The organism is Arhodomonas aquaeolei DSM 8974, assembly GCF_000374645.1.
Taxonomy (GTDB): domain Bacteria; phylum Pseudomonadota; class Gammaproteobacteria; order Nitrococcales; family Nitrococcaceae; genus Arhodomonas; species Arhodomonas aquaeolei.
The window spans coordinates 127,610-153,623 of the sequence record NZ_KB894806.1; the positions used below are offsets into that span (position 1 = coordinate 127,610).

Below are 26,014 nucleotides of genomic sequence, written 5' to 3' on the forward strand. Positions count from 1 at the left end.
AAATGGCCAATTCCTACGACGTTATCGTCATCGGTGCCGGCCCCGCGGGCTACGTGGCGGCCATCCGCGCCTCGCAGCTGGGTATGAGCGTGGCCTGCATCGACGAGTTCCGCCGCAAGGGCAGCGAGCCCGCGCTGGGCGGGACCTGCCTGAACGTGGGCTGTATCCCCTCGAAGGCGCTGCTCGATTCCTCCGAGCAGTACCACAAGGTGACCGACGAGCTCGCCGGTCACGGGATCAACGTCAGCGGCGTCGACCTCGACGTCTCCAAGATGATCGCCCGCAAGGACAAGGTCGTCGCCGACCTCACCGGCGGCATCCAGCAGCTGTTCAAGGCGAACAAGATCGAGTGGCTCCAGGGCCACGGCAAGCTGCTCAGCGACCGCCGCGTCGAGTTCTCGCCCCACAAGGGCAAGAAGCAGACCCTGGAGGCGGGCAGCGTGATCCTCGCCACCGGCTCCAAGCCGATCGAGATCGGCGCCGCCCCCACCGACGGCGAGCGCGTGCTCACCTCCGACGGGGCGCTGGAGATGACCGAGGTGCCCAAGCGCCTGGGCGTCATCGGTGCCGGCGTGATCGGCCTGGAGATGGGCAGCGTGTGGAACCGCCTGGGCTCCAAGGTCGTGCTGCTCGAGGCCCAGGAGGAGTTCCTGGCGCCGGTGGACCACCAGGTCTCCCGCGACGCCAAGCGCCAGTTCGAGAAGCAGGGCCTGGATATCCGTCTGAACTGCCGTGTCACCGAGACCCGCCAGGGCAAGACCGTGTCCGTGCACTACGAGGACAAGGACGGCAGCCAGAACATCCAGGTGGACAAGCTCATCGTCGCCGTGGGGCGCCGGCCCAACACCGAGGAGCTGGCCCACGAGGACGTCGACCTGCTCACCGACGAGCGCGGCTTCGTGCACGTGAACGACCATTGCGAGACCAACATCCCCGGCGTCTACGCCGTCGGCGACGTGGTCCGCGGCCCCATGCTCGCCCATAAGGGCAGCGAGGAGGGCGTGATGGTCGCCGAGCGCATCGCCGGCAAGCCCGGCCACGTGAACTACGAGGCGATCCCCTGGGTGATCTACACCGACCCGGAGATCGCCTGGGTCGGACGCACGGAGAAGCAGCTCAAGAACGCGGGCACCCCGTTCCGCTCGGGGACCTTCGGCTTCGCGGCCAACGGCCGCGCACGGGCGATGGACAAGACTGCCGGTATGGTCAAGATCCTCTCCCACGCCGAGACCGACCGCGTCCTGGGCGTGCACATCTGTGGCTCCCAGGCCTCGGAGCTGATCGCCGAGTGCGTGGTCGCCATGGAGTTCGCCGCCAGCGCCGAGGACCTGGCGCGGACCATCCATGCTCACCCGACCCTCTCGGAGTCCGTCCACGAGGCCGCCCTGGCCGTGGACAAGCGCGCCATTCACAAGGCCAACTGAGGCCGTCGGCGCCAGGCGGGGCGGGGGTGACGGCATCCCCGCCCCATTCCCGTCTTCCTCCCCCGGCCGTCCCGGCCACCCGGTCCGCTGTCGTCCCGGCAATCGTCCCCGCCGGGGAACCCGCGCGTCCCGCTACCGGTCTCCACGGACAGACGGCGCGTCCCCGTGGGCCCGGAAACGCCAGCGCGGACAATTCACACGATCGCTGAATATTGCGTTTCACAATAGAGTATCCGCCGGATACGGCATCTATCGTTGCGGACGATCAGAATCGTTCTGCAACATCATGATTCGACAGCGATTTGGGAAACGGTTTTACGCTAGCGTAAACTGACGCTCCGTGGCTCGGGCGGCGTCTGAAACTGTGAAAGCCCGCCGCCGTGTCCCCCAGGGCCGCCAGTGTCCCCGACGAGGGAGAGAAAACCATGCCGACATTGGAATCCGCAGGACGGCGCTTCCGCCGCGCCGTCGACGAAGAACGGCCGCTTCAGGTGGCCGGCACCATCAACGCCTATTCCGCGCTGCTCGCCGAGCGCGCCGGCTTCCGCGCCATCTACCTCTCCGGGGGCGGCGTGGCCAACGCCTCTTTCGGCCTCCCGGACCTGGGCATCACCCAGCTCGCCGACGTCGCCGAGGACGTCCGCCGCATCACCGGCGTGTGCGACGTGCCGCTGCTGGTGGACATTGACACCGGCTGGGGCGGGGCCTTCAACATCGCCCGCACCATCCAGGAGCTGACCCGTGCCGGCGCCGCCGCCGTGCACATCGAGGACCAGGTCCAGTCCAAGCGCTGCGGCCACCGGCCGGGCAAGGCGCTGGTCTCCAAGGCGGAGATGGTCGACCGGGTGAAGGCCGCCGTGGACGCGCGCTACGACGAGGACTTCGTGATCATGGCGCGCACCGACGCCTACGCCGGTGAGGGCCTGGAGTCCGCCGTCGAGCGTGCCGACGCCTACGTCGAGGCCGGCGCGGACATGATCTTCGCCGAGGCGTTGCACTCGCTGGAGGAGTTCAAGGCCTTCGCCGACCGCGTCTCCGTGCCCGTGCTCGCCAACATCACCGAGTTCGGCAAGACCCCGCTGTTCACCGTCGAGGAGCTGCGCGGCGCCGGGGCCGGGCTCGTGCTCTACCCGCTGTCCGCCTTCCGGGCGATGAGCCGCGCCGCCGAGCAGGTCTACGCCGCCATCCGCCAGGACGGCACCCAGTCCGCCGTGACCGAGCTCATGCAGACCCGCAACGAGCTCTACGACGTGCTCGGCTACCACGAGTACGAGCGCAAGCTCGACGAGCTGTTCTCCCGCGAGGAGTGAGCGGTCCGGACGACAGGGACAGGATCATTGACGGCCCGCCCCGCCGGGCGGGCCCGCACGCATCAGGAGAGGCACCATGACGGAGAAGAAAACGGGCGCCGGTCTGCGCGGCATGACCGCCGGCGAGACCGAGCTGTGTACCGTGGGCATCAAGGGCACCGGCCTGACCTATCGCGGCTACGACATCCACGACCTCGCCGAGCACGCGCAGTTCGAGGAGGTCGCCTACCTGCTGCTCTACGGCAAGCTCCCCAACCGCGCCGAGCTCGACGCCTACAAGCGTCGCCTCAAGGGCCTGCGCGCGCTGCCGCAGGCGCTCCGGGAGGTCCTCGAGCGCATCCCCGCGGACGCCCATCCCATGGACGTCATGCGCACCGGCTGCTCCATGCTCGGCAACCTGGAGACGGAGCAGGGCTTTGAGGAGCAGCAGGACGTCGCCGACCGCATCCTCGCCGCGCTGCCCGGGATCATCACCTACTGGTACCGCTACTCCCACGACGGCGTGCGCGTGGACACCGATACGGACGACGACTCCATCGGCGCGCAGTTCCTCCACCTGCTCCTCGGCGAGTCGCCCAACGCCACCCACGAGAAGGTGATGCACGCCTCGCTGATCCTCTACGCCGAGCACGAGTTCAACGCCTCGACGTTCACCGCGCGGGTGTGCGCCTCCACGCTCTCGGACCTGCACTCCTGCGTTACCGGCGCCATCGGCTCGCTGCGCGGCCCGCTCCACGGCGGTGCCAACGAGGCGGCGATGGCGATGATCGAGCAGTGGTCCGACCCGGACGAGGCCGAGCGCGAGATCCTCGGCATGCTCGAGCGCAAGGACAAAATCATGGGCTTCGGCCATGCCGTCTACCGCGACAAGGACCCGCGCAACGCCATCATCAAGGCGTGGTCCAGGCGCCTCGCGGACGAGATCGGCGACACTGTCCTCTACCCCGTCTCCGAGCGCGTCGCCGACGTGATGTGGCGCGAGAAGAAGCTCTTCCCCAACGCGGACTTCTTCCACGCCAGCGCCTATCACTTCATGGGTATCCCCACGAAGCTGTTCACCCCGATCTTCGTGATGTCCCGCGTCACCGGCTGGTGCGCCCACGTCTTCGAGCAGCGCGCCAACAACCGCATCATCCGCCCCAACGCGGAGTACACCGGGCCGGACCTGCAGACCTGGGTGCCGCTGGAGGAGCGGGACTGACCAACCCGCCCCGCATCCGGGCCGCCAGGGACGGCGCGCCCGGGACCGGGGAGCGCCGGCGCGAGGGACGCGCGCCGGGTCTCTGATCGTACATGCCGGGCCGACGGCCAAGCCGGCCCCCACGGCCACGGGCCAGGAAGCTGGAAGAACGACGCCATGAACACCCGATACCGCAAGTCCCTGCCGGGCACCGACCTCGACTACTTCGACACCCGCGCCGCCGTCGACGACATCCGCCCGGGCGCCTACGACCGCCTCCCCTACACCGCCCGTGTGCTGGCGGAGAACCTGGTGCGCCGCTGCGACCCGTCCCGGCTCAGCGCCGCGCTCACGCAGATCGTCGAGCGCCGGCGCGACCAGGACTTCCCCTGGTACCCCGCGCGGGTCGTCTGCCACGACATCCTGGGCCAGACCGCGCTCGTGGACCTCGCCGGCCTGCGCGACGCCATCGCCGAGAAGGGCGGCGACCCGGCCAAGGTGAACCCGGTGGTGCCGACCCAGCTCATCGTCGACCACTCCCTCGCCGTGGAGTGCGGCGGCTACGATCCGGACGCCTTCCGCAAGAACCGCGAGATCGAGGACCGTCGCAACGAGGACCGCTTCCACTTCATCGACTGGACCAAGAAGGCCTTCGACAACGTGGACGTCATCCCGCCGGGCAACGGCATCATGCACCAGATCAACCTGGAGAAGATGTCGCCGGTGGTGCAGGCGCGCGACGGCGTGGCCTTCCCCGACACCTGCGTGGGCACCGACAGCCACACCCCCCACGTGGACGCGCTGGGCGTGATCGCCGTGGGCGTCGGCGGCCTGGAGGCGGAGAGCGTCATGCTCGGCCAGCCCTCCTACATGCGCCTGCCCGACATCGTCGGCGTGGAGCTCACCGGCCGGCCGCAGCCGGGCATCACCGCCACCGACATCGTCCTCTCGCTGACCGAGTTCCTGCGCCGCGAGCGTGTCGTCTCCGCGTACCTCGAGTTCTTCGGCGAGGGCGCCGAGGCCCTGACCGTGGGCGACCGCGCCACCATCTCCAACATGACCCCGGAGTACGGCGCCACCGCGGCGATGTTCCACATCGACCGCCAGACCATCGACTACCTCAAGCTCACCGGCCGCGACGACGACCAGGTGCGGCTCGTCGAGACCTACGCGAAGGAGGCCGGCCTCTGGGGCGACGCCCTGAAGAGCGCCGAGTACGAGCGCACGCTCACCTTCGACCTCTCCGCGGTCGAGCGGACCATGGCCGGCCCGTCCAACCCGCACCGCCGCCTGCCCACCTCGCAGCTCGCCGAGCGCGGCATCGCCGGCGCCTGGGAGGAGACCGAGGGGCGGATGCCCGACGGCGCGGTGATTATCGCCGCCGTCACCAGCTGCACCAACACCTCCAACCCGCGCAACGTGGTCGCCGCCGGCCTGCTCGCGAAGAAGGCCAACGAGATGAGGCTCACCCGCAAGCCCTGGGTGAAGACCTCCCTGGCCCCGGGCTCCAAGGCCGTGCAGATGTACCTGGAGGCCTCGAACCTGCTCCCGGAGCTGGAGAGCCTCGGTTTCGGCATCGTCGGCTTCGCCTGCACCAGCTGCAACGGCATGTCCGGCGCCCTCGACCCCGAGATCCAGCAGGAGATCATCGACCGCGACCTCTACACCACGGCCGTGCTCTCCGGTAACCGCAACTTCGATGGCCGCATCCACCCCTACGCCAAGCAGGCCTTCCTCGCCTCGCCGCCGCTGGTGGTGGCCTACGCCATCGCCGGGACCGTGCGCTTCGACATCGAGAAGGACGCACTGGGGTTTGACGCCGACGGTAACCCGGTCACCCTCAAGGATCTCTGGCCCTCCGACGAGGAGATCGACCGCATCGTGCGCGAGAGCGTGAAGCCGGAGCAGTTCCGCAACGTCTACACGCCGATGTTCAACATCAGGGTGGAGAAGGGCGAGCAGGTCAGCTCGCTGTACGACTGGCGGCCCATGAGCACCTACATCCGCCGGCCCCCATACTGGGAGGGCGACCTCGCCGACCGGCCCGCGCTCAAGGGCATGCGACCGCTGGCGGTGCTGCCGGACAACATCACCACCGACCACCTCTCGCCGTCCAACGCCATCCTGCCGGACAGCGCCGCCGGCGAGTACCTCGCGAAGATGGGCCTGCCGGAGGAAGACTTCAACTCCTACGCCACCCACCGCGGCGACCACCTCACCGCCCAGCGCGCCACGCTGGCCAACCCGAAGCTGTTCAACGAGATGGTGCGGGATGAGAACGGCGAGGTCCGCCAGGGCTCGCTCACCCGGCTGGAGCCGGAGGGCGAGGTCATGCGCATGTGGGACGCCATCGAGACCTACCAGCAGCGCCGCCAGCCGCTGATCATCGTCGCCGGCGCCGACTACGGCCAGGGCTCGTCCCGCGACTGGGCCGCCAAGGGCGTGCGCCTTGCAGGCGTCGAGGCCATCGCCGCCGAGGGCTTCGAGCGCATCCACCGCACCAACCTGGTGGGCATGGGCGTGCTCCCGCTGCAGTTCCAGGAGGGCACCACCCGCAGAACCCTGGGCATCGACGGCAGCGAGACCTACGACGTCGAGGGCGAGCCGGCCCCGGGCGCCACCCTGACCCTGGTGATCCACCGCCAGGACGGCAGCCGCGAGGCGGTCCCGGTGATCTGCCGCCTGGACACCCAGGACGAGCTCAGCATCTATGCCGCCGGCGGTATCCTCCAGCGGTTTGCGAAGGAATTCATGGGGGAGGACGTGGAGACGGAGGCCGCCAGCAGCTGACGCTGCTTCCCCCCTCTCCCCCGGCCCCTCTCCCGCGAGGGGAGAGGGGGGCAAGAACGGTTCCGGTCAGCGGCATGTCCGTTGCGAGCCCCTCTCCCTCGCGGGAGAGGGGGGCAAGAACGACCCCGATCAGCGGTATGTCCGTTGCGAGCTTCTCTCCCTCGCGGGGGAGAGGGGGGAAGAACGGCTCCGGTCAGCGGCATGCCCGTTGCGAGCCTCTCTCTCTCGTGGGGGAGAGGGGGGAGAACGACCCCGATCAGCGGTATGTCCGTGGCGAGCTTCTCTCCCTCGCGGGGGAGAGGGGGGAAGAACGGCTCCGGTCAGCGGCATGCCCGTTGCGAGCCTCACTCCCTCGCGGGAGAGGGGGGAAGAACGACCCCGGTCAGCGGCATGTCCGTTGCGAGCCCCTCTCCCCCTCGCGGGAGAGGGGTTTGGGGAGAGGGGGAGAAACAATCACCGCTCCCGGGAAGGGAGCGGACGAAATCTCAACCGGTCAGGGAAGACTGCAATGGACCAGAAGCGTTTCGCGAAATCGCTGCGCCGGAACATGACAGATGCCGAACGCATCCTCTGGCGCCAGCTCAGGGCCCATCGAATGCTCGGCCAGAAATTCCGCCGCCAGCAACCGGTCGGCCCGTACATCGTGGACTTCGTCCACTTCGGCGCACGGCTGATCGTCGAATGCGACGGCGGCCAGCACAACGAAAGCGCGGCCGACCAACGGCGCGACACCTGGCTCCGGGCCCAGGGCTTTACCGTCCTGCGCTACTGGAACCACCAGATACTGAACGAAACGGACCATGTCTTAGAGGACATCCTGAACAGCTTGCCCCCTCTCCCCCAGCCCCTCTCCCACGAGGGGAGAGGGGAGTAGCCAAAGCCTCGATATCCGGGGGAGCCGGCATCTAGCCCCTCTCCCCTGGCGGGAGAGGGGTTTGGGGAGAGGGGGAAGCCAACCGAGAGAGACATACCCATGACCCACGCACCACAGATCCGCATCCCCGCCACCTACATGCGTGGCGGCACCAGCAAGGGCGTCTTCTTCCGCCTCGACGACCTCCCGGCGGCCGCGCAGCAGCCCGGCCCGGCCCGCGACGCCCTGCTGCTGCGCGTCATCGGCAGCCCCGACCCGTACGGCAAGCACACCGACGGCATGGGCGGCGCCACTTCGTCGACGTCCAAGACCGTGATCCTCTCCCGGAGCGACAGCCCGGATCACGACATCGACTACCTCTTCGGCCAGGTCTCCATCGACAAGCCCTTCATCGACTGGAGCGGCAACTGCGGCAACCTCACCGCCGCCGTGGGGGCCTTCGCCATCAACAGCGGCCTCATCGACGCCGTGCGCATCCCCGAGAACGGCCACTGCACCGTGCGCATCTGGCAGGCCAACATCGAGAAGACCATCGTCGCCCACATCCCGATCACCGACGGCGCGGTGCAGGAGACCGGCGACTTCGAGCTGGACGGCGTCACCTTCCCCGCCGCCGAGATCCAGATCGAGTTCATGAACCCGGCGGACGGCGGCGGCGCGATCTTCCCCACCGGCAACATCGTGGACGACCTGGAGGTCCCCGGCGTCGGCACCTTCCGGGCCACCATGATCAACGCCGGCATCCCGACCATCTTCGTCAACGCCGCGGATGTCGGCTACACCGGCACCGAGCTCCAGGGCGCGATCAACGAGGATCCAAAGGCCCTCGAGATGTTCGAGACCATCCGCGCCCACGGCGGCGTGCGCATGGGCCTGTTCGGCGACGTCGCCGAGGCCGCGAACCGCCAGCACACCCCCAAGATCGCCTTCGTCGCGCCGCCGAAGGGCTACACCGCCTCCAGCGGCAAGGAGGTGAAGGCCGAGGACATCGACGTGCTCGTCCGGGCGCTCTCCATGGGCAAGCTTCACCACGCCATGATGGGCACCGCCGCCGTCGCCATCGCCACCGCCGCCGCCATCCCCGGCACGCTCGTGAACCTCGCCGCCGGCGGCGACGATCGCAGCGCCGTCCACTTCGGCCACCCCAGCGGCACCCTCCGCGTCGGCGCGGAGGCCAGACAGGTGGACGGCGCCTGGACGGTGGAGAAGGCCATCATGAGCCGCAGCGCGCGAGTGCTCATGGAGGGCTGGGTGCGGGTGCCCGGCCCGGGGACGCGTTCTAACCGGCTCGGCGTCACAGCATCGACGAAAAGTACCCGGTGATCCCTCCGTTTTTGTAAGTCCGCAGGACAGGTCGTACGGCGGGACGGAGGTCTATTCGTTGAAGTGGCGGCTGCTTCCGATCCAAGGGTCGACAGCGTTGGAAAGTCAGACTCGGCCCTGTATTCGCTTTGCGAGGGAAAGGCCTAGCAGCCTCATCTCTTAGTGTGTGCGCACAAAGTGCACGCTTCCGACTACAACTCAAAACAGCGGTCGAGTCACGACATGAATCATTTTTTGAGTCGGATGTACTCCATCACCCAAGAGTGATGAGCAAGAGAGTATTGGCCACTAAGCCACCAATAACCTAGCAAATCAGTACGTCTTCTTCAACTCTTTTTTTTCGAGGGAGTTTAGTAGATCGGTGCTTCCCCAGTTAACAAACCATACTAAGCGTTCCGCGGTGTTAATAAAATCGTCAATATCAGGTTTTGTTGGTCTTTTTCCTAAAATGTGCGCCCCTATTCTCCGGGCCCATTTTGTTTTCTTCTTTCTCTCAATATAGGGACACGAGAAAACGTCCAGGGCGAGGTGCGCGACCTCTGAATCATTGAACACCGCACTTTTTTCTGCGTTTGTTATAATGTCATCTATCTTCGCCATGGTCAGATCTTTGATTTCGTTCATTCCCTCTCTGTTGCCAACATAAAAAAGAAGGGTAATGATTTCAAAATAAGATAGCTTTTTTCGTTCTTTAAAAGCGTTCAGCAAGACGCGTTCGTCAATAACAAACTCGTTTTCGAGTTCGCTGATAGAGAGTATTGCGTTGAGTCCCTCTATCAAAACGAAGTTATCCAGCCCCTGCTGGTCTTTAAAAGAGTCTGATTCTAAGAAGATTCGAGTTCTTTCGAAAATAAAGGATTTAACCTCCTTTTCTCGGTTTCTTAGGTATCGATCAGCAAACCTTGCCGCAAGTATTGACGACGCTGCTAGTTTGTACGAGCCATTAACGGTTGGTGCCACATTATAGAAAAAGAAGCTGGCGTCGAGGATAGCTATACAAGCATTCTTGTAGTTCTCGATAGTCTCTGCGCTCGCGCCGCGTAAGTCATTGTTAACAAGTGATTTCAGCCGCTGAAACATTGCGGAGTTTACATACGGCGCTACTTCTTCGTACATGGTTTCGTTATAGGAACAGGTTGCTTTGATTTGCTTTACGAAGCTGTCAGTCATGCTTTGTCGCCTATGTACCTTTAGGGGCAACAGCGCTCTAGGATTTGAATTTGAGCGTCTTAAGAATCCTTTCGTGTAATGGTCTATTGCTCGGTTTACGTCGTGAACAACCCTTGAGCGATTGGTTACAAAGGGTCTCCAGATCCCGAATGACTTTAAGGAATTATCCTTGAGGTTGTACATTTCGAGATGTTGGCAATAAATATTATATAAAATCCGTGATTGATGCTCGTTTTTTGCAAAAATATATACGTCGTCGACATAGCGCCTGATGGCGTAATCTTGACCGTGCTCTAAGTTGTGCCGGTCTCGCGCGAGCCGTAGCGTACGGAGGTCGATATCTTGGAAGATTATTTCGGCAAATATTCGGCTAATTTCTGGTCCGATTAAGATGCCGTTTGTTTCATTGTTGTTCGCTTTCTGGAGAAGTTGGTCAAATTCGTGCCCAAATGATTTTTTTCCAGATTTTAGGTTGCGCTTAATGAATGGCTTGTCTTTGAGTGCCCACGCAATGCTATGGGTGTAGATGCTGTCGAAGCATTTTGAAACGTCGAGACTTTTTAGAAAGGGGAAGCTTTCTTCTAGTCGCAAGTATTCATTGGAATCGAAAAATTTATGGAGCCTGGAGAAACCGCTGTATGCAAAATATGACGGGCTGTGCTTTGCGATATCGTCCTCGCTCTGTGGAGATATTTCATCTTCCACTTTGTACTTTTGTATATCGTCCCAAGAGTTTCCGTAATAATAGCGCTTAGCGGGTTTTAGGGGGGCCCTTATGCTAACAGGGCTCAGGCTTGTGTAGTAGCAGATAAGTCGATCATACTTAGAATAAAAATCTCGAACCCTCAGTTCTGTGTGTGGGTGAGGTAGTGCGAGAACTCGGAAGCTATCGGAGTTCTTGCGTATCTTGTAAAAAAACGGGGCTGTGGCCTTTGGTTCTGCCGGCTGAGTGTGAAGAATTTTTTCAAAGAGCTGTTTGAATATCGGGTTTGTTTTTAATGCGTTTTCATTTCTGACGTTGTCGTAAAACCCCTCATTAGAAAATATTATGGGGACTTCGTATGGTGTTGTCTCTGTCAAGAGGGGCCGGTCTTTATCATTGGCCCGAATGCGATATCTTTTTTTAGAGGACATAGCGCCAGCACTTTTGGATTTGTCTTAGTTGGGATGATGAAAAATGCGTGAATATCCTGTTCTTGGCGCCATCAGAAAAAGAGAGCGTGAGTAATTCCCTGCGTTGCGCTGCGGTCGTGGCATCCTGAAACCTGGAAGATACTTGGCCTTTTCTTGATAGGAGCGAAGCTTTGAGGAATCGGTCCAGGTGTTTTGTGGCAACGCTTTGGTCTATATCGATAAGAGGGTAACTATAATATATTCCTGCTAATCGGCGGGTGTGATGATTGATGTCATAAACGGAAAAATTTGAAGTTAGGTATTGCAGTCGATGGTGTAGCAATTTAAAGTTTCTGTTTTTTGTAAATTCTCGGAATGCGAGTACAATTTGTGTCTTCTTCTTTCTGACTTTAGACGGGGCGATATCAAGGTGGCATTCTCGCCTGCTGCTTCCTGTAGTGGTGACGTGAAAAACATAGCCTAAATATTCAAGATTGAAATTTCTTTTTGCAGTTGGCGATTTTAGGTTGGGCTGACCTTTTAGAGGGGTGGCGTAGCGAACATGAGTTTTTCTTTTGTTGATTGCGAGTCCCGGTGGCAAGGATTCCTTGATGAAAGGGATGAAGTTCTTTGGAGAGGTGTCGTCTTTTGTGAAAATCACAATGTCGTCGACATAGCGGGCGTAGAAATAGACGTGGTCATTGTTTATTAGGGTGTGGTCGAAGCCTTCCATTAACAGATCTGATAATGTATGGCCCAGTGGAAGCCCTCTTGGGATCCCTTTTCCACCCATCGAATTCCAGTGATCTATGAGATTGAGCGTGATAAGTCGCGTGCGAGGCGAAACGAGATCTCTTAAGGTGTTTTTTATGTGATTATACTCGAAGGACTCGTAGAACGACTTAATGTCCAGCCGATAAACAAGATAAGGTGTGCTTTCTTTTAAAAGCGCATAACAGTTGAGTGCGGCGTTATTTCTGTTGGTCGTCGGGCGGTTCAGTGCTCTTCGTAGATTTTGGGTGGTCTTTCTGATGATGAGGTCGTCAGAAATTTCTGTTGACCGAAGGATGTGTTTTCCTTTTACGTTTCCTTTTTTTAAGCCGATGAAGAAGTTTTGGTTATCGTTTGAGCGCCTCACGGAGTGCTGGATTGTACGCTCTCGGTCTACTGACATCTTGAGGGATGGATGAGCCAAGAAGTCGCTACGGTAGAGTTGACGTTCTAGCGTAAAGTAATTATAAGAGCTGTCGTACACGCGCTGTTTCCTGAATTCAACGAGTGTTCAAGATGATACTGTATCAGAGGTTATCGGGCTGTCCATAGGTTGCGTTACTTTTGCCTACATTCCTGCGCGACGGAGAGGCCGCCACCACTCGATACCCGGCAAGCGACAGATAACGCCGGCCCGATACAGGCCTGTTACTTGCGTGGCCTCCTGGGCGATGGCCGCGGTTTTCCAGTAGGGCCCCGGCCCCCGCGGACGGACCCCAAGGTCAGCTCTAACATTCCAGCACCTAGCGGTGATGTTGCTGGTCTGACCCTGCCTGGCTGAATTGGACACCTCTTCGTCGCTGCCATTGATGAGGTGATCCATGAAGTACCATAGCCATGACGACGCGTTTAGCGTTGAGGCCGCTGAGTTGGCGCTACAAGCCGGCGTCCAGAACCAGGAGGGTGCTGCGCGGGTTTGCGTGTCAAAGCGGTATCTGCCCCCCGAAACCCGCGCGTCGCCCCCGTTTCCCGGCGGCGACGCGGTTGTTGCCGGAGCGGTCATTTTCCCGCCAACAACGTCAGTCCCGTCCCTCTTTGCTGAGGCGGGCCGTGCGCCTGCGGAAGGTCGACCACAGCGGCAGTAGCAGGAACAGGGCGCTGAGGATCAGGAATACGGTGCTCGGCACGCTGTCGAAGAACGTGGTGTAGTCGCCGCGGCCGAGCAGCAGGGCGCGGCGGAAGTGCACCTCCATCATCGGCCCGAGGATGAACCCCAGCAGCAGGGGGGCCGGCGGGTAGCGCAGGCGGATGAGGAAGTAGCCGATCACGCCGAAAATGAGCGTGCTGTAGATGTCGAATACGCTGTTGCGCACGGAGTAGACGCCCACGCAGATGAAGAACAGCATCGCCGGGTAGAGCACGTGGTAGGGGATCGAGAGCATCCGCACCCAGACGCGGATCAGTGGCAGGTTGAGGATCAGCAGCATGAAGTTGCCGATGCCGAAGCTGACCACCAGCCCCCAGAACATCTCCGGCTCGCTGGTCACGAGCATGGGCCCCGGGGTGATGCCGTGGAGGATCATGGCGCCGAGCAGCACGGCCATCACCGCGTCGCCGGGGATGCCCAGGCTCAGGGTGGGGATGAAGGCGGCCTGCACCGCGGCGTTGTTGGCGGATTCCGGTGAGGCGACGCCGCGCAGCTCGCCCTTGCCGAACGCCTCCGGGTTCCTGCTGATCTTCTTCTCCGCGGCGTAGGACATGAATGCCGCGATCGCGGGGCCGGAGCCCGGGAGTGCGCCCACGAAGGCGCCGATGCCGGAGCCGCGCAGGATGGTCCGCCACAGGCCGGGCCATTCCTCGCGCCTGGGCAGCATGGACCGGAAGGTCAGCCCGTCGGTCTTGAGGGGCTCGCGATGCGTCTGCCCCAGGTTGGCGAGGATCTCGCCGACCCCGAACAGGCCCATGGCCAGGGCCACGAGGTTGACGCCGTCGGAGAGTGCCAGCAGGCCGAAGGTGAAGCGTTCGGCGCCGGAGGTGTCGTCGATGCCCACCATGCCCAGGGCGATACCGAGCACCACCATGGTCATGCCCTTCAGCGGCGAGCCCACCGAGAGCGTGGACGCGGCGACCAGGCCCAGCAGCATGATCGAGAAGTAGTCCTGGGCTCCGAAGTCCGTGGCGAAGGACGCAATCATCGGGGTGAAGCCGAGCACCATCACGAGGGCGAAGATGCCGCCGGTGAACGAGGCGATGGCGGCGGTGAACAGGGCCACGCCCGGGCGGCCCTGCTTCGTGAGCTGGTTGCCGTCCAGGCAGGTCACCGCCGCGGAGGCCGTGCCCGGCAGATTCAGCAGTATGGCGGCGATGGAACCGCCGTACTGGGCGCCGTAGAAGATGCCCGCCAACATGATCAGCGCGATCGGCGGCGAGAGGTAATAGGTCAGCGGCAGCGCCAGGGAGATCGCCGCTAGGGGGCCGATGCCCGGCAGCACGCCCACGAACGTGCCCACCAGCACGCCCACGAAGCAGAACAGCAGCCCGTGCAGGGAGAAGGCGACGCCGGCGCCCAGCGCCAGGTTATGCAGGATATCCATCAGATCACCAGTGAATCGCCGCGACGGGGATGCCGAAGCTGTAGAGGAACACCACGACGCCGAGCACGCTCAGCGCCACCGCGTTGGCCGCCGCCGAGACCGGCCGCAGCGGCTTCTCGGCCAGCGAGACCAGGATCACCATGACCAGCGTGGCGGGCACCAGGCCGGCGCGCTCCAGCAGTGCGGCGAAGGCGACGAAGCCTGCGGAGACCATCAGGATCGGCCGGGGAATCCAGAAGTCCTTTTCCTTCTCCGAGTGCGCCACCTCCAGCACCAGCAGGATGGCGAACAGCAGCAGCACGGCCCCGACGATGACCGGGAAGAACCCCGGCCCCATGCGGCGCAGCGAGCCCATCGGGTAGTCGCTGCCGTGCCAGACGAAAAAGGCACCGACCAGGCCGAGCAGCGCTGCGGCACCGACCTGAAGCCAGTTGATTGGACGTGTCATTGATCGCTCTCCTCCTCCGAAAGTGCGGCGACCGTGCCGGGACCGGTTATCTATAGGGTCAGTAACCTCCGTGCGTGGGCGGCGCATCGCCCTCCGGTGTCGTGAAACGGCGCAGCAGGGCGTCGGTGGCGCGGGCCAGCAGGGCGGCGTCGGCGCCCACGGCGAGGAACCGGCAGCCGGCGGCAAGGTGCTCGCGGGCCCGGTCCTCGTTGAGCGTCAGCGCACCGGCGGGCTTGCCCGCCGCCTGAATGCGGCTGAACGCGTCGAGCACCGCCGCGTTGACCTCCGGGTGACCGGCCTCGCCGGGGTGGCCCATGTCGGCGGCGAGGTCGGCGGCGCCGATGAAGACACCGTCCACGCCGTCCACGGCCGCGATCCCGTCCAGGGCGGCCAGGCCGGCGCGGCTTTCCACCTGCACCAGCACGCACAGCTGCTCGTGGCAGCGGTGCACGTAGCCCGCCACCCGGCCCCAGCGCGACGCCCGTGCCAGGCCGGCGCCGACGCCGCGATGGCCGTGGGGCGGGTAGCGGGTGGCGGCGACGATGCGCCGCGCCTGCTCGACGCTCTCCACCATCGGCACCAGCAGGGTCTGGGCGCCGGCGTCGAGCAGCGGCTTGAGGGTGTCGGACTCGCCGTTGACGGGCCGCACCACCGGGTGCGCGGGATAGGGGGTCACCGCCTGCAGCTGGGTGAGGATCGAGCGTACGTCGTTGGGGCCGTGCTCGCCGTCGATCAGGACCCAGTCGAAGCCGGCGGCGGCGCCGATCTCGGTGGCGTAGGCGTCGGCCAGGGCGCACCACAGGCCGATCTGGGTGCGCCCCTCCCGCAGTGCCTGCCTGAAACGGTTCACGGGGAGTTCCATCGCCGCCTCCGTTAGACGAACTGCAGCCCGATCGCGCCGAGCGGGCCGTAGTCCACGTGGAAGGTGTCTCCGGCGGACGCCGCCACCGGCCGGGTGAAGGAGCCGGCGAGCACGATCTCGCCGGCCCGGAGAGTGACGCCGTGCGGTGCCAGCTTGTTGGCCAGCCAGGCGATGCCCTTGGCGGGGTGGCCGAGCACGCCGGCGGCCACGCCGGTTTCCTCGACCACGCCGTTACGGCTGCATACCGCCGCGCTCCAGCGCAGGTCGACGTCGAACGGGCGGAAGGTGCGCCCCCCGAGCACCACGCCGGCGTTGGCGGCGTTATCCGAGATGGTGTCGAACACCTTGCGCGGGGCACCGGAGGCCGGGTCCACCTGGCGGACGCGGGCGTCGATGATCTCCAGCGCCGGGATGACGTACTCGGTGGCGCGCATCACGTCCAGCACGGTGCAGTCCGGGCCGGTCAGATCGCCGCAGAGGACGAACGCCAGCTCCACCTCCAGGCGCGGCACGATGAACCGCTCCACCGGGATCCCGCCGTTGTCCTCGAAGAACATGTCGTCGAGCAGGACGCCGTAGTCCGGCTCGTCGATGTGCGCGGACCGCTGCATGGCCCGGGAGGTGAGGCCGATCTTGTGGCCCATCACGCGGCGGCCGCGGGCCGCCTTCATGTCCACCCAGCGGCGCTGGATGGCATAGGCGTCCTCGAAGCCCAGCTCCGGGTACTGCAGGGTGAGATGGTCGATCTGGCTGCGGTCGCTCTCGGCGTGGTCGAGCCGTTCGGCCGCGTCGCGGATGGCGTCTTCACTGAGCATCACGGTGTCCTCGCGACGATGGTGTTGTGCAGGGCGCCGATGCCCTCGATCTCGGTGACCACCTCGTCGCCGGGCATGACGTTCACGGTGCCCTTTGGGGTGCCGGTGAGGATCACGTCGCCGGGCCGCAGGGTCATGAAGCTGCTGAAGTATTCGATCAGGAAGGGGACGTCGAAGATCATGTCCCGGGTGGTGCCTTCCTGCGTGGTCTCGCCGTTGACGCGGGTGGTGAGCCGCAGGTCCATCGGGTCGGGGATCTCCGCCGTGTCCGCCAGCCACGGGCCCATGGGCGTGCCGTTGTCGCGGCTCTTGATGCGGAAGTTGGGGCGGTAGAAGCCCTCGAGGTAGTTGCGCACCGCGTAGTCGTTGGCGACGGTGTAGCCGGCGATGTAGTCGTAGGCGTCCGCCCGTGCCACACGGCGGGCGGGCCGGCCGATCACCACCGTGAGCTCGCACTCGTAGTGCATGTTGGTGGCGTCGGCGGGCCGCGGCGTGAAGGCGCGGTGGCCCACCAGGGTGTTGGCGCCCTTGAGGAAGACCATGGGTTCATTCGGGGCGCTGGAGGCGATCTCGGCGGCGTGGTCGGCGTAGTTCAGGCCCAGTGCCAGGATCGTACCCGGCGTCACCGGGGGCAGCCAGACCACCTCGCTCTCCGCCACGTGGCGGCCGTCCGCCAGGCGCACCCGGCCGTTGTCCTCCCGGGCCTGATGGACCCGGCCCTCGAAGGCGATACGTGCCCGCTTCATGACGTGTGCTCCCGGTGGCCCGATTCCCGGACCAGTGGATTCACCAGCCGGCCGAGGCCGTCGATCTCCACCGCCACGGTGTCGCCCGGGCCGGCAAGCGGCACGTCGGGGGAGACACCCGCGAGGATCAGGTCACCGGGGTAGAGGCTGGTGAAATCGGAGATGTCGGCGAGGAGCGTGGCCACCGGGCGTACCAGCCGATCCAGGCCGGCCTCGTGGCGGCATTCGCCGTTGACGAAGGCGCGCACGCTCAGCGTCGCCGGGTCCGGCAGGTCAGCGGCGTCCACCAGCCACGGGCCGATCGGGCAGAAGCCGTCGCGGCATTTCTGCTTGAGGGGATGCCGGAACAGGCTCTCGTGGGGCACGGTGACGTCGTTCACCAGGGTGTAGCCGGCGATCGCCGCCGCAGCCTGGCCGGTGTCGGCACGGGTCAGGGTGTCCCGGATCACGACGCCCAGGCTCGCGCCCACACGGACCCGGTCCACGTCGGCGGGAATGGGCACCGGCGCGCCGGCGGCGATGTGGGTGTTCGGGGTCTTCACGTACAGCACCGGGCCGGTGGGGGCGCCGTTGTACGGGGGCTCGTCGATGGCGTCGCCGAGCCGGTCCAGCTCGTCGCGGACGTTGAGCAGGCAGCCGTAGACGGCGCCGCTCAGCAGGGGCCCTCCCGGGCGCAGGGTCGTGGATGTCATGGTCGCTCCAGACTCTATAGGGGCGCCTAGCGGCGGCGTTTCTGGACTTCGCTGAGGCGTTTGGCGATCAACTCGGTCTGCTGGCGGATCAGGGGCACCAGGGTGGCCAGCCGTTCCGGGCTGAGCCGGTCGGCCATTGCGGATACCGCCACGGAGGCCACCAGCCCGCCCTCGGTGTCGAACACCGGCAGCGCCAGGGCGCGGGTGCCGGGCACCACGCCCACCTCGCTGTAGGCGTAGCCCAGGGTGCGCGTCTCGGTGATGCGGCGGCGGACCGCGTCCGGTTCCAGCCCGTGGCCGGCCAGGCGCTGTTCGTTGCCGAGCAGCACCTCGTCCACGTCCTCGTCGTCGCCGGCGAATGCCAGCAGCACCAGCCCGGACACGCTCATGCCCAGGGGCCGGCGTGCGCCCACCTCGATGGACAGCACCTTCACCGGGTAGCTGCCGGTCTTGCGGTCCACGCAGATGGAGTCGAAGCCGCTGCGGATGGTCAGGAAGACGCTGTCGCCGCACTGTTCGGCGATGTGCCGCAGGTAGGGCTCGGCCACGGTCTTCACCGGCACCCGCGCGGTGCGCGAGAGCCCCAGCAGGGATACTTCCGGGCCGACCATGTAGCGGCGCGTCTCGGGGTCCTGCTCCACCGCCTTCTCTTCGATCAGCACGCGCAGGATGCGGTGGACCGTGGGCCGGTTGAGGCCCGTCTGGTAGACGATGTCGGTGATCCGGACCCCGTGTTCCTGGCCGGTGGCGAGGATGCGGAGAATCGCCAGGGCGCGCCGGATGCTGCGTGCGCCCACGGTCCTGCCGCCGTCGCCGTGCTCGCCGCCCGGCGTGTCCCCGTCGGTGTCCGGCGGTCGGGTGTCGTCGTTCATGGCCGGCGCTCCACGACGGTCTTGGGGGTTTGCGCCACGGGCTTGAGCTCACGGATCTCGCCGAGGGTGGCGTAGTTGGCGCCGGCGATGCGGCACACCGGCTGCAGCGCGCGGGTGTCGATGCGGCCGTCCTGGTAGAGCGCGTCCGCGATGTGCACCAGCCTGACCTCGCCGACGAAGAACTCGGCGCCGGTATCGCCGAAGGCGGTGATGCTGTGCAGCCGGCACTCCATGCCGATCGGCGTCATCGTCAACCGCGGCGGGGTAATGGTTCCGGACGGCTCCACCGCCAGACCCAGGCTCTCCACCTCACTCTCGTGGGTGTCGTATTCCACGGCGCTGGCGTGCACCGTTTCCACCATGGACCAGTCGGCGATATTGACGACGAACTCGCCGAGCGTCCGGATGTTGCGCGCCGTATCCTTTTCGCGGCCGGCCTTGCGGCCGATATTGATGCCCACCATCAGGGGGCTGTTGGAGACGAACGTGAAGCAGCTGAAGGGGGCCAGGTTGACCACACCCTCCGGGGACCGGGAGCTGATCCAGGCGATCGGCCTGGGCACCACGATCCCGCTGATCAGGCGGTAGCACTGCTGGGGCGACAGCGCGCCGATGTCGACTTGCACATCTCTCTCCTCGCCGTGGATTCGTTGTTTATCGTTTAACCGGAATGCTAGGCAGCGGGGCGAGAAAGGTACAACGACGTGCTGACGTAAAAGTCCATATAGTGGACATCATGGTTGCGAGCGCCGTTGCCCGGGGTGAGGAAATCGGCCCTGTATCCGTTGCTGATCCGATTTTCCTGACGCCCTGCCGGGTCGCACGACCGGTGCTGCGGCGGTCCGTTCCGGCCTGCCGCTACCCTCCGGGAATCCTGGCGGGTGGCCTGGTCCCGCGCTGGCCATTACGCCCGGGTGGCCGTGCGCGCACGGTGGCTCGGGCAGGGGTCACGCGCAGAAGTCATCCCCTGAAACCGCGCCATGAGGCCGTCGAACCGTGATGGCGCCGTGTGGGGTGCGGCCGGCGGGCGTCACTGGTGTGCCCTCGGGGTATGGCCGGCCGCCGTGGTTCATGCCGGGAACGGCCGCCGTCGTCGCGCTGTGCACCGGTTCCCGGTCTCCCTCCTCCGGCGGGCTCTGTGCGTCCACGACGGGGGCCGGAAGGCTACCCCGGGCGCAAATGAGTCAAAAAATCCACATGGTGGACGTCTCCGGCTTCAGGCGCTTGAAGGTACGACGGCGGATGCAGAAGCTGATCCGAAACAACACCAAAGGCATTCGTCGTATGGGGCGCGACGCTATACGCCCCGCATCGGGAGGAGATAAAAAATGCGATTTTTCAAATGGCTGACTGTTCCGTTCCTGCTGCTGTGCCTGACCGGCGGTGCCCAGGCGGCATGGCCGGACAAGCCGGTGCAGCTGGTGGTCCCCTATCCGCCGGGGGGCAACGTCGACTTCAATGCGCGCATCATCGCCGACCGCCTGGAGAAGGAATTCGGCCAGCCGTTCGTGGTCGAGAACCGGCCCGGCGCCGGCGGCATGATTGCCGCTTCCCACGTGATCAACGCCAAGAGCGACGGTTACACCCTGTTCGTCGCCCCCAACGGCCCGGTGCTGTTCAGCCCGCTGCTGTTCCGTAAGGACAACTACTTCTGGAAGGACGATTTTGCGCCCATCGGCTCCATCTCCTTCGTGCCGCTGGTGCTGCAGGTGAATCCGGAGCTGGGTGTGGATTCCGCCGAGGCACTGTTCGAAAAGGCCAAGGCGAACCCCGGCGAGCTGACCATGGCCTCCCCGGGCGCCGGCACCCAGAATCACCTGATCAGTGAAATGATGCAGCGTCTGCTGGACACCGAATGGCTGACCGTCCAGTACGCGGGTAACGCCCCGGCCACCACCGATCTGCTCGGCGGCCGTGTGGACTTCAACTTCGATCAGTACACCGTGGCCAGGCAGTACATCAACAGCGGCAAACTGAAGGCGCTGGCCGTGACCTCGCCGGAACGCCTGCCGTCCCTGCCCAACGTCCCCACCCTCAAGGAGCTCGGCTATCCGGACGCGGTAACGGAGACCTTTACCGGCCTGTTCGGCCCCGCGGGGACACCCGACGAGGTCGTGGACAAGCTCAACGCGGCGCTGGAGAAGATCCTCAACGACCCCGCCGTGGAGGAGAAATTCGAGACTGCCGGCGCTGACGCCCGTGCCATGGACGTGGACGAGTTCAAGGCGTTCCTGAACGAGCAGTATGAGCGCTGGGCCACGCTGATCCGCGAGGCCGACATCCACCGCTGATCGGGAGGCATCCCCGCATGTCACGACGCAAGAGCGTTGACAGCGCCGGCTTTCAGCACAACAACCCGATCCCGGCCGCGAGCCGGATCGGGGACCTTGTGGCCTCCGGCGTGATCAACGGGACCGACCCGGAGACCGGGGAGCTGGGCGTGGACCTGCCCACGCAGTGCGCACACATGTTCACGCACGTGCGCAACGTCGTCGAAGCCGCCGGCGGCAGCACCGACGACATCCTGAAAATGACGGTCTGGATGCAGGACCGTTCCCAGCGGGATGTGCTCAACGCCGAATGGCTGAAGATGTTCCCCGACCCGGACTCCAGGCCGGCGCGGCACGCCATCCAGAACCCGGTCGAATCGAGGTTTCTGATTCAGTGCGACGTGATGGCGGTAATCGGCCGCCGGGCCGGGTCCTGACCCGCCGACCCCGGGCCGCATGCCCGGGGCGGCCCTTCGATCCGCTAACGGCAGGAGCCACCATGCCCGAGTATTTCCCGTTCAATCCGGATCCCCGCGCGCCCCGGGAAGCGCCGCCGGCGAACACGTGCGATGCGCAGTTCCACGTGTTCGGCGATCCGGATGTCTATCCGATGCGCGCGGACGCGCCCTTCAGGATGCCCTCGGCGACCATCGACGCGGCACTGCACATGCACCGAGCCCTGGGGGTCGAGCGCGGCGTGATCGTCCAGGCGACCACCTATGGCGCCGATCACAGCGTGATGCTGGACGCGCTCGAGCAGGCCGGCCCCGACTATCGCGGCTGCGCCAACGCCATCGCGCTGAAGGAGCGTGACGACGCGTACATCGAGACGCTGCACGAGGCCGGCGTGCGCGGTGCGCGCTTCACCTTCCGCAAGGAGCTGGGGGTGGGGCTGTCGCCGCGGGAGTTCCGCCGCGCCGCCGGCCGGCTGCGCGAACTGGGCTGGTACGCGAAGATCCAGCCGGAAAAGCACGGCATCCTTGACAGCGTGGAGCTCTACGAGGACCTGGACATCCCGGTGCTGATCGATCACCTGGGACGCGCCGATGCCCGTCTGGGCGTGGACGATCCCAACGTCCGCAAGACCATCGAGCTGCTCGGCAAAGGCAACTTCTGGGTCATGCTCTCCCTGGGCGAGAAGATCTCCGCCGAGGGCTACCCCTGGGACGACGTGCTGCCGATTGCCCGTGCCTATATCGACGCCGCCCCGAACCGCGTCGTGTGGGCCAGCGACTGGCCGCACCCGCTGTCCCGGACGCCGCCGCCCAACGACGCGGAGCTGCTGGAGTTGCTTTATCGGTACGCCCCGGACGAGGCGGAGCGCCAGCGTATCCTGGTGGATAACCCGGCCGAGCTGTTCGGTTTCGACCGGTCCTGAACCGGCCCGTGCCGCCGCACCGGGAGGCCTCTCCCGGGCGGACGGCGCGCAATCCCGCCGGCAGGATCGGGCGAGGCATGGCCCGGGCCGACGCCGGGTATCGTGAGCGCGGTCTGCACACACGCCGCATTAGGGGTTTAGAGTCTCCGGGGGAGACACCAGAACGGGAGTAGGCGCGCGGTTCCGGGAAAGGGCCGTGTCTCCGTCTCCCGGCACCGTTGCCGGAGCACGGTGGGCCAGCTAATGCGGAGGACCACATCATGAACACGAGCACCGGATCGGACGCCCGTCCCGATTACGATCAGCCCCTCAAGGACATCGCCGAGTACGTGGTCAACACGGAGATCACGTCCGCGGAGGCGTACGAGACCGCCCGCTACGACCTGATGGACACCCTCGCCTGCGGGATTCTGGCGCTGCAGTACCCGGCCTGCACCAAGCTGCTGGGGCCGGTGGTCGAGGGTGCGGACATGCCCGGTGGCGTGAAGGTGCCGGGCACGCACTTCCGGCTCGACCCGGTGACCGCGGCCTGGAACATCGGCGCGATGGTGCGCTGGCTGGACTTCAATGACACCTGGTTGGCGGCGGAGTGGAACCACCCCTCGGACAACCTCGGCGCGATCCTCGCGCTCTCCGATCACCTCTCCCGCCGCGCGGTGGCCGAGGGCCGGGCGCCGATGACGGTACGCGACCTGCTTACCGCGATGATCAAGGCGCACGAGATCCAGGGCATCCTGGGGCTGGAGAACAGCTTCAACCGCGTGGGCCTGGACCACGTGATGCTGGTGCGCATCGCCTCCGCCTGCGTGTCCATGGGGCTGCTCGGCGGCAACGTGGACGACGTCACCAACGTCGCCTCCCACGCCTTCATCGACGGCTCCGCCCTGCGCGCCTACCGCCACGCCCCGCAGGCCGGCCCGCGCAAGAGCTGGGCGGCGGGCGATGCCTCCTCCCGCGGGTTGCGGCTGGCGCTGATCGTCGACCGGGGCGAGATCGGCTACCCCAAGGCGCTGTCGGCGCCGACCTGGGGCTTCCGCGACGTGCTGTTCAAGGGCAACGAGCTGCAGTTCACCCGGGGCTACGGCAGCTACGTGATGGAGAACATCCTCTTCAAGCTCTCCTTCCCGGCGGAGTTCCACGCCCAGACCGCGGCGGAGGCGGCGATGACCCTGCACCCGCAGGTCCGCGACCGGATCGACGAGGTCGAGAAGGTGGTGATCGAGACCCAGGAGGCGGGGGTGCGGATCATCGACAAGACCGGCCCGCTGAACAACCCGGCGGACCGCGACCACTGCATCCAGTACATGACCGCGGTGCCGCTGATCTTCGGCCGCCTTACCGCCGACGACTACGAGGACCACGTCGCCGCCGATCCCCGCATCGACGCCCTGCGCGATCGGATGGAGGTGGTGGAGAACGAGCAGTTCTCGAAGGACTATCTCGACCCGGAGAAGCGCTCCATCGGCAATGCGGTGCAGGTGTTCTTCACCGACGGCAGCACCACCGACCGGGTCGCGGTGGCGTATCCCATCGGCCACCGGCGCCGCCGCGACGAGGGCATCCCGGTGCTGAAGGACAAGTTCGAGCGCGCGCTCGCCACCCGTTTCGCCCCGAAGCAGGCCGGGCGCATCCTCGATGCCTGCGGCGAGCGCGAGCGCCTGGAGGCGATGCCGGTGCACGAGTTCGTCGACCTCTGGGCGCTGTGAGACTTTGGGGCCGTGCCGGATGATCTCGGCGCGGTCCCGGTTACTCACGCGCTGAAACGGCCCTGTCCAGAGACCCCGTACGGCAAGCACGCCGAAGACGTGAGCGGTGCCACTATTGGTGGGACATGCCACGAACAAGTGCCTCGAATCGTTTCACCGCCTGGTCGATATCCGCTGGATCAGCAAGATGACCGGTGCTCGCGATAATAAGGGCAGATGCGTCAGGCGTTTCCAGGGCTTGTCTGAGGCTGTCGAGGACGCCGCCGATCGCTTGCGTGCTTGCCGTGCGCCGAATGTCCATGCCCAGGAGGTGGATGGCTGCAAGGGAAACCTCGTAGTCGTATTGTTCCGCCACAGGCGATTCGCCCTCATAGAGGCGCCCCAGATTGTCGGCGTCGGCGTACGTCTCCATAAGGAATGCCAGGTCAGAGGCGTCGCTGGCTGCCTTGCGATCGAGCCAGGCCGCTATCTTCAGTAGAGCCTGGCTGGGCAGAGACGCTACGGGGCAGAGGTACCCACTTGGCAGCTCGAATAGGAGCGCGTGCCTGAAGGCCTCCGAAAACCCCAGGGTGGACATCACTTCGTTACCGTCGGGCGGCCACGCAATGGTGCCATCAGGGCGCGCAATGCCGCCAAACGGCGCGATGTCTATCCACTGATGCTCAGTGTAATGGAGCCGGTGGTAGCGCCGTTCCTGCCGCCTTTTCCACCCCCGGCCCAGGAGGTTATCGACCAGCTTTTCGTAATCGTTCCACGATGCGACGTGAACGCCGACATCGACGTCCTGCGTGGCACGTATTGCCCGGATCCCGAAACCGCGGTGCAGTACCAGATCCCTCGCGGTGGCGCCGACGACCATGAATTCGAGAGCTTCATCCGCTGCCGCCTCCGACATTGCCTCCAGGGGCGGGAGCCGGCTGTCACTGCCCGGACTCAGACTCAGAAAGATATCGCTCATGAATCAGCTTTGCCGTTTCCAGATTTCTGCTTTCGCCACTCGCCACCAGGTCGGCATAGACCAGCAGTGGGGGGGCGATGGCACGATCCGTCGTGCCTGACACAAATCCCCAGAACCGACGTGATATCTGGATCTCACCGTCATCCGAGCGGGCCAGCCGATGTCGATTCAGGAATCCGCGCGGTAGGTTATCGGCGTAGAGCGTGGCGCGCTCCGGACGCAAATAACCAGTCATCTTCCAGGCCGCGATCTCCCCACTCCAGACGATGTCGAATTCGTCGGCCGTTAGCGAGCGCCACCACTCGTCGGTCGGCTTCAACATGGTGAACCGTCCCAGCCTCAGTTTCGGCCGGAGCTTGTCGATGAAGGACGCCACCCAGCGGTCCCTGAGGTCGGACTTGCGGATCAGTTGCCGACGATTCCGGCCCTTCTGGTATAGATAACCGCGCTCCCGAAGCTCCCGCATGGCCCAGTTCACCGAGCCCAGGGCGACGTTGGATGAGGCGGCGATTTCCCGATAGGGCGCCGACTCCAGGCCCGGTTTGCAGAGCAACGCGAAAATGACGTACAGGCTGGATGGCTTGAAACCGTCGCTCTTCTCCAGCGGCGACACCGCATCTGACCGGGCGAGCCCATATTCCCATGCAGGCTTCTGCCCCTTGACCCAAACGAACAGGCCCGGTTGGTTCAGGTAGGCGTTTCCGGCGGCATCCATGAATTCGATGCGCTCGTCGGCAAGGCGCTCCGCGATATTCGGATTAACGTAGTCAGCCACCAG

22 protein-coding genes are annotated in these 26,014 nt (G+C 64.9%); 10 read left to right on the forward strand and 12 right to left on the reverse strand.

Features of this window, described 5'->3' with window-relative positions:
- Window positions 1–2 precede the first annotated feature (2 nt).
- The 6 genes from lpdA (at window position 3) to prpF (ending at window position 8,901) form a co-directional block, all read left to right on the forward strand.
- A complete protein-coding gene (gene lpdA / locus C516_RS0109280) occupies window positions 3–1,424 on the forward strand; it encodes a dihydrolipoyl dehydrogenase (RefSeq protein ID WP_018718102.1) in 1,422 nt (473 codons plus the stop codon).
- 425 nt (window positions 1,425–1,849) lie between these two features.
- A complete protein-coding gene (gene prpB, locus C516_RS0109285) occupies window positions 1,850–2,734 on the forward strand; it encodes a methylisocitrate lyase (protein ID WP_018718103.1) in 885 nt (294 codons plus the stop codon).
- A 76-nt stretch (window positions 2,735–2,810) separates the two neighbouring features.
- Window positions 2,811–3,935 (forward strand): bifunctional 2-methylcitrate synthase/citrate synthase, encoded by a 1,125-nt coding sequence (gene prpC / locus C516_RS0109290; protein ID WP_018718104.1) that lies wholly within the window; start codon window positions 2,811–2,813, stop codon window positions 3,933–3,935.
- A 156-nt stretch (window positions 3,936–4,091) separates the two neighbouring features.
- The gene (gene acnD / locus C516_RS0109295; RefSeq protein ID WP_018718105.1) at window positions 4,092–6,704 is read left to right on the forward strand and encodes a Fe/S-dependent 2-methylisocitrate dehydratase AcnD; all 2,613 of its coding nucleotides are present in this window, start codon (window positions 4,092–4,094) and stop codon (window positions 6,702–6,704) included.
- A gap of 508 nt (window positions 6,705–7,212) precedes the next feature.
- Window positions 7,213–7,578 carry an endonuclease domain-containing protein gene (locus C516_RS0109300; protein WP_018718106.1) on the forward strand — a complete coding sequence of 122 codons (366 nt, stop codon included), beginning with the start codon at window positions 7,213–7,215 and terminating at the stop codon, window positions 7,576–7,578.
- Between the two features lie 99 nt (window positions 7,579–7,677).
- Window positions 7,678–8,901: a 2-methylaconitate cis-trans isomerase PrpF gene (gene prpF, locus C516_RS19155; RefSeq protein WP_018718107.1), complete on the forward strand. Its 1,224-nt coding sequence runs from the start codon at window positions 7,678–7,680 to the stop codon at window positions 8,899–8,901.
- Between the two features lie 312 nt (window positions 8,902–9,213).
- Here prpF and drt3b read toward each other — a convergent pair whose 3' ends face one another.
- The 10 genes from drt3b to C516_RS0109345 all read right to left on the reverse strand — a co-directional run bounded on the left by drt3b (window position 9,214) and on the right by C516_RS0109345 (window position 19,550).
- A complete protein-coding gene (gene drt3b / locus C516_RS21005) occupies window positions 9,214–11,151 on the reverse strand; it encodes an antiviral reverse transcriptase Drt3b (RefSeq protein ID WP_156831181.1) in 1,938 nt (645 codons plus the stop codon).
- Between the two features lie 43 nt (window positions 11,152–11,194).
- Window positions 11,195–12,439, reverse strand: coding sequence for an antiviral reverse transcriptase Drt3a (gene drt3a, locus C516_RS20810; protein ID WP_084594152.1), 1,245 nt, complete (start codon window positions 12,437–12,439; stop codon window positions 11,195–11,197).
- A gap of 535 nt (window positions 12,440–12,974) precedes the next feature.
- Complete coding sequence (locus C516_RS0109310) at window positions 12,975–14,489, reverse strand: tripartite tricarboxylate transporter permease (protein ID WP_018718108.1); 1,515 nt, start codon at window positions 14,487–14,489, stop codon at window positions 12,975–12,977.
- Window positions 14,490–14,493: 4 nt separating this feature from the next.
- Complete coding sequence (locus tag C516_RS0109315; RefSeq protein WP_018718109.1) at window positions 14,494–14,937, reverse strand: tripartite tricarboxylate transporter TctB family protein; 444 nt, start codon at window positions 14,935–14,937, stop codon at window positions 14,494–14,496.
- 58 nt (window positions 14,938–14,995) lie between these two features.
- Entirely contained in the window at window positions 14,996–15,799 is an 804-nt protein-coding gene (hpaI, locus tag C516_RS0109320) for a 4-hydroxy-2-oxoheptanedioate aldolase (protein ID WP_018718110.1), read from the reverse strand.
- An 11-nt stretch (window positions 15,800–15,810) separates the two neighbouring features.
- Entirely contained in the window at window positions 15,811–16,614 is an 804-nt protein-coding gene (gene hpaH, locus C516_RS0109325) for a 2-oxo-hept-4-ene-1,7-dioate hydratase (protein ID WP_018718111.1), read from the reverse strand.
- The gene (locus C516_RS0109330) at window positions 16,614–17,360 is read right to left on the reverse strand and encodes a fumarylacetoacetate hydrolase family protein (protein WP_018718112.1); all 747 of its coding nucleotides are present in this window, start codon (window positions 17,358–17,360) and stop codon (window positions 16,614–16,616) included. The genes hpaH and C516_RS0109330 overlap by 1 nt, the downstream gene beginning before the upstream one ends.
- Window positions 17,357–18,052, reverse strand: a complete 696-nt coding sequence (locus C516_RS0109335; protein ID WP_018718113.1) for a fumarylacetoacetate hydrolase family protein — start codon at window positions 18,050–18,052, stop codon at window positions 17,357–17,359. Before C516_RS0109335 ends, C516_RS0109330 begins: the two co-directional genes overlap by 4 nt.
- Window positions 18,053–18,078: 26 nt before the next feature.
- Window positions 18,079–18,924, reverse strand: coding sequence for an IclR family transcriptional regulator (locus C516_RS0109340; protein WP_018718114.1), 846 nt, complete (start codon window positions 18,922–18,924; stop codon window positions 18,079–18,081).
- Window positions 18,921–19,550, reverse strand: a complete 630-nt coding sequence (locus tag C516_RS0109345) for a flavin reductase family protein (RefSeq protein ID WP_018718115.1) — start codon at window positions 19,548–19,550, stop codon at window positions 18,921–18,923. Before C516_RS0109345 ends, C516_RS0109340 begins: the two co-directional genes overlap by 4 nt.
- 702 nt (window positions 19,551–20,252) lie before the next feature.
- Here C516_RS0109345 and C516_RS0109350 point away from each other — a divergent pair.
- The 4 genes from C516_RS0109350 (at window position 20,253) to C516_RS0109365 (ending at window position 24,278) form a co-directional block, all read left to right on the forward strand.
- On the forward strand, window positions 20,253–21,215 hold the full coding sequence (locus tag C516_RS0109350; RefSeq protein ID WP_018718116.1) for a Bug family tripartite tricarboxylate transporter substrate binding protein: 963 nt from the start codon (window positions 20,253–20,255) through the stop codon (window positions 21,213–21,215).
- Window positions 21,216–21,232: 17 nt separating this feature from the next.
- A complete protein-coding gene (locus C516_RS0109355) occupies window positions 21,233–21,631 on the forward strand; it encodes a RidA family protein (protein ID WP_018718117.1) in 399 nt (132 codons plus the stop codon).
- Window positions 21,632–21,693: 62 nt separating this feature from the next.
- A complete protein-coding gene (locus tag C516_RS0109360) occupies window positions 21,694–22,572 on the forward strand; it encodes an amidohydrolase family protein (protein ID WP_018718118.1) in 879 nt (292 codons plus the stop codon).
- Window positions 22,573–22,832: 260 nt separating this feature from the next.
- Complete coding sequence (locus C516_RS0109365) at window positions 22,833–24,278, forward strand: bifunctional 2-methylcitrate dehydratase/aconitate hydratase (protein ID WP_018718119.1); 1,446 nt, start codon at window positions 22,833–22,835, stop codon at window positions 24,276–24,278.
- A 112-nt stretch (window positions 24,279–24,390) separates the two neighbouring features.
- Here C516_RS0109365 and C516_RS19160 read toward each other — a convergent pair whose 3' ends face one another.
- Window positions 24,391–25,236 (reverse strand): nucleotidyl transferase AbiEii/AbiGii toxin family protein, encoded by an 846-nt coding sequence (locus tag C516_RS19160; RefSeq protein ID WP_084594153.1) that lies wholly within the window; start codon window positions 25,234–25,236, stop codon window positions 24,391–24,393.
- Window positions 25,199–26,011, reverse strand: coding sequence for a type IV toxin-antitoxin system AbiEi family antitoxin (locus C516_RS0109375; protein ID WP_163139908.1), 813 nt, complete (start codon window positions 26,009–26,011; stop codon window positions 25,199–25,201). Before C516_RS0109375 ends, C516_RS19160 begins: the two co-directional genes overlap by 38 nt.
- Window positions 26,012–26,014: the final 3 nt, after the last annotated feature.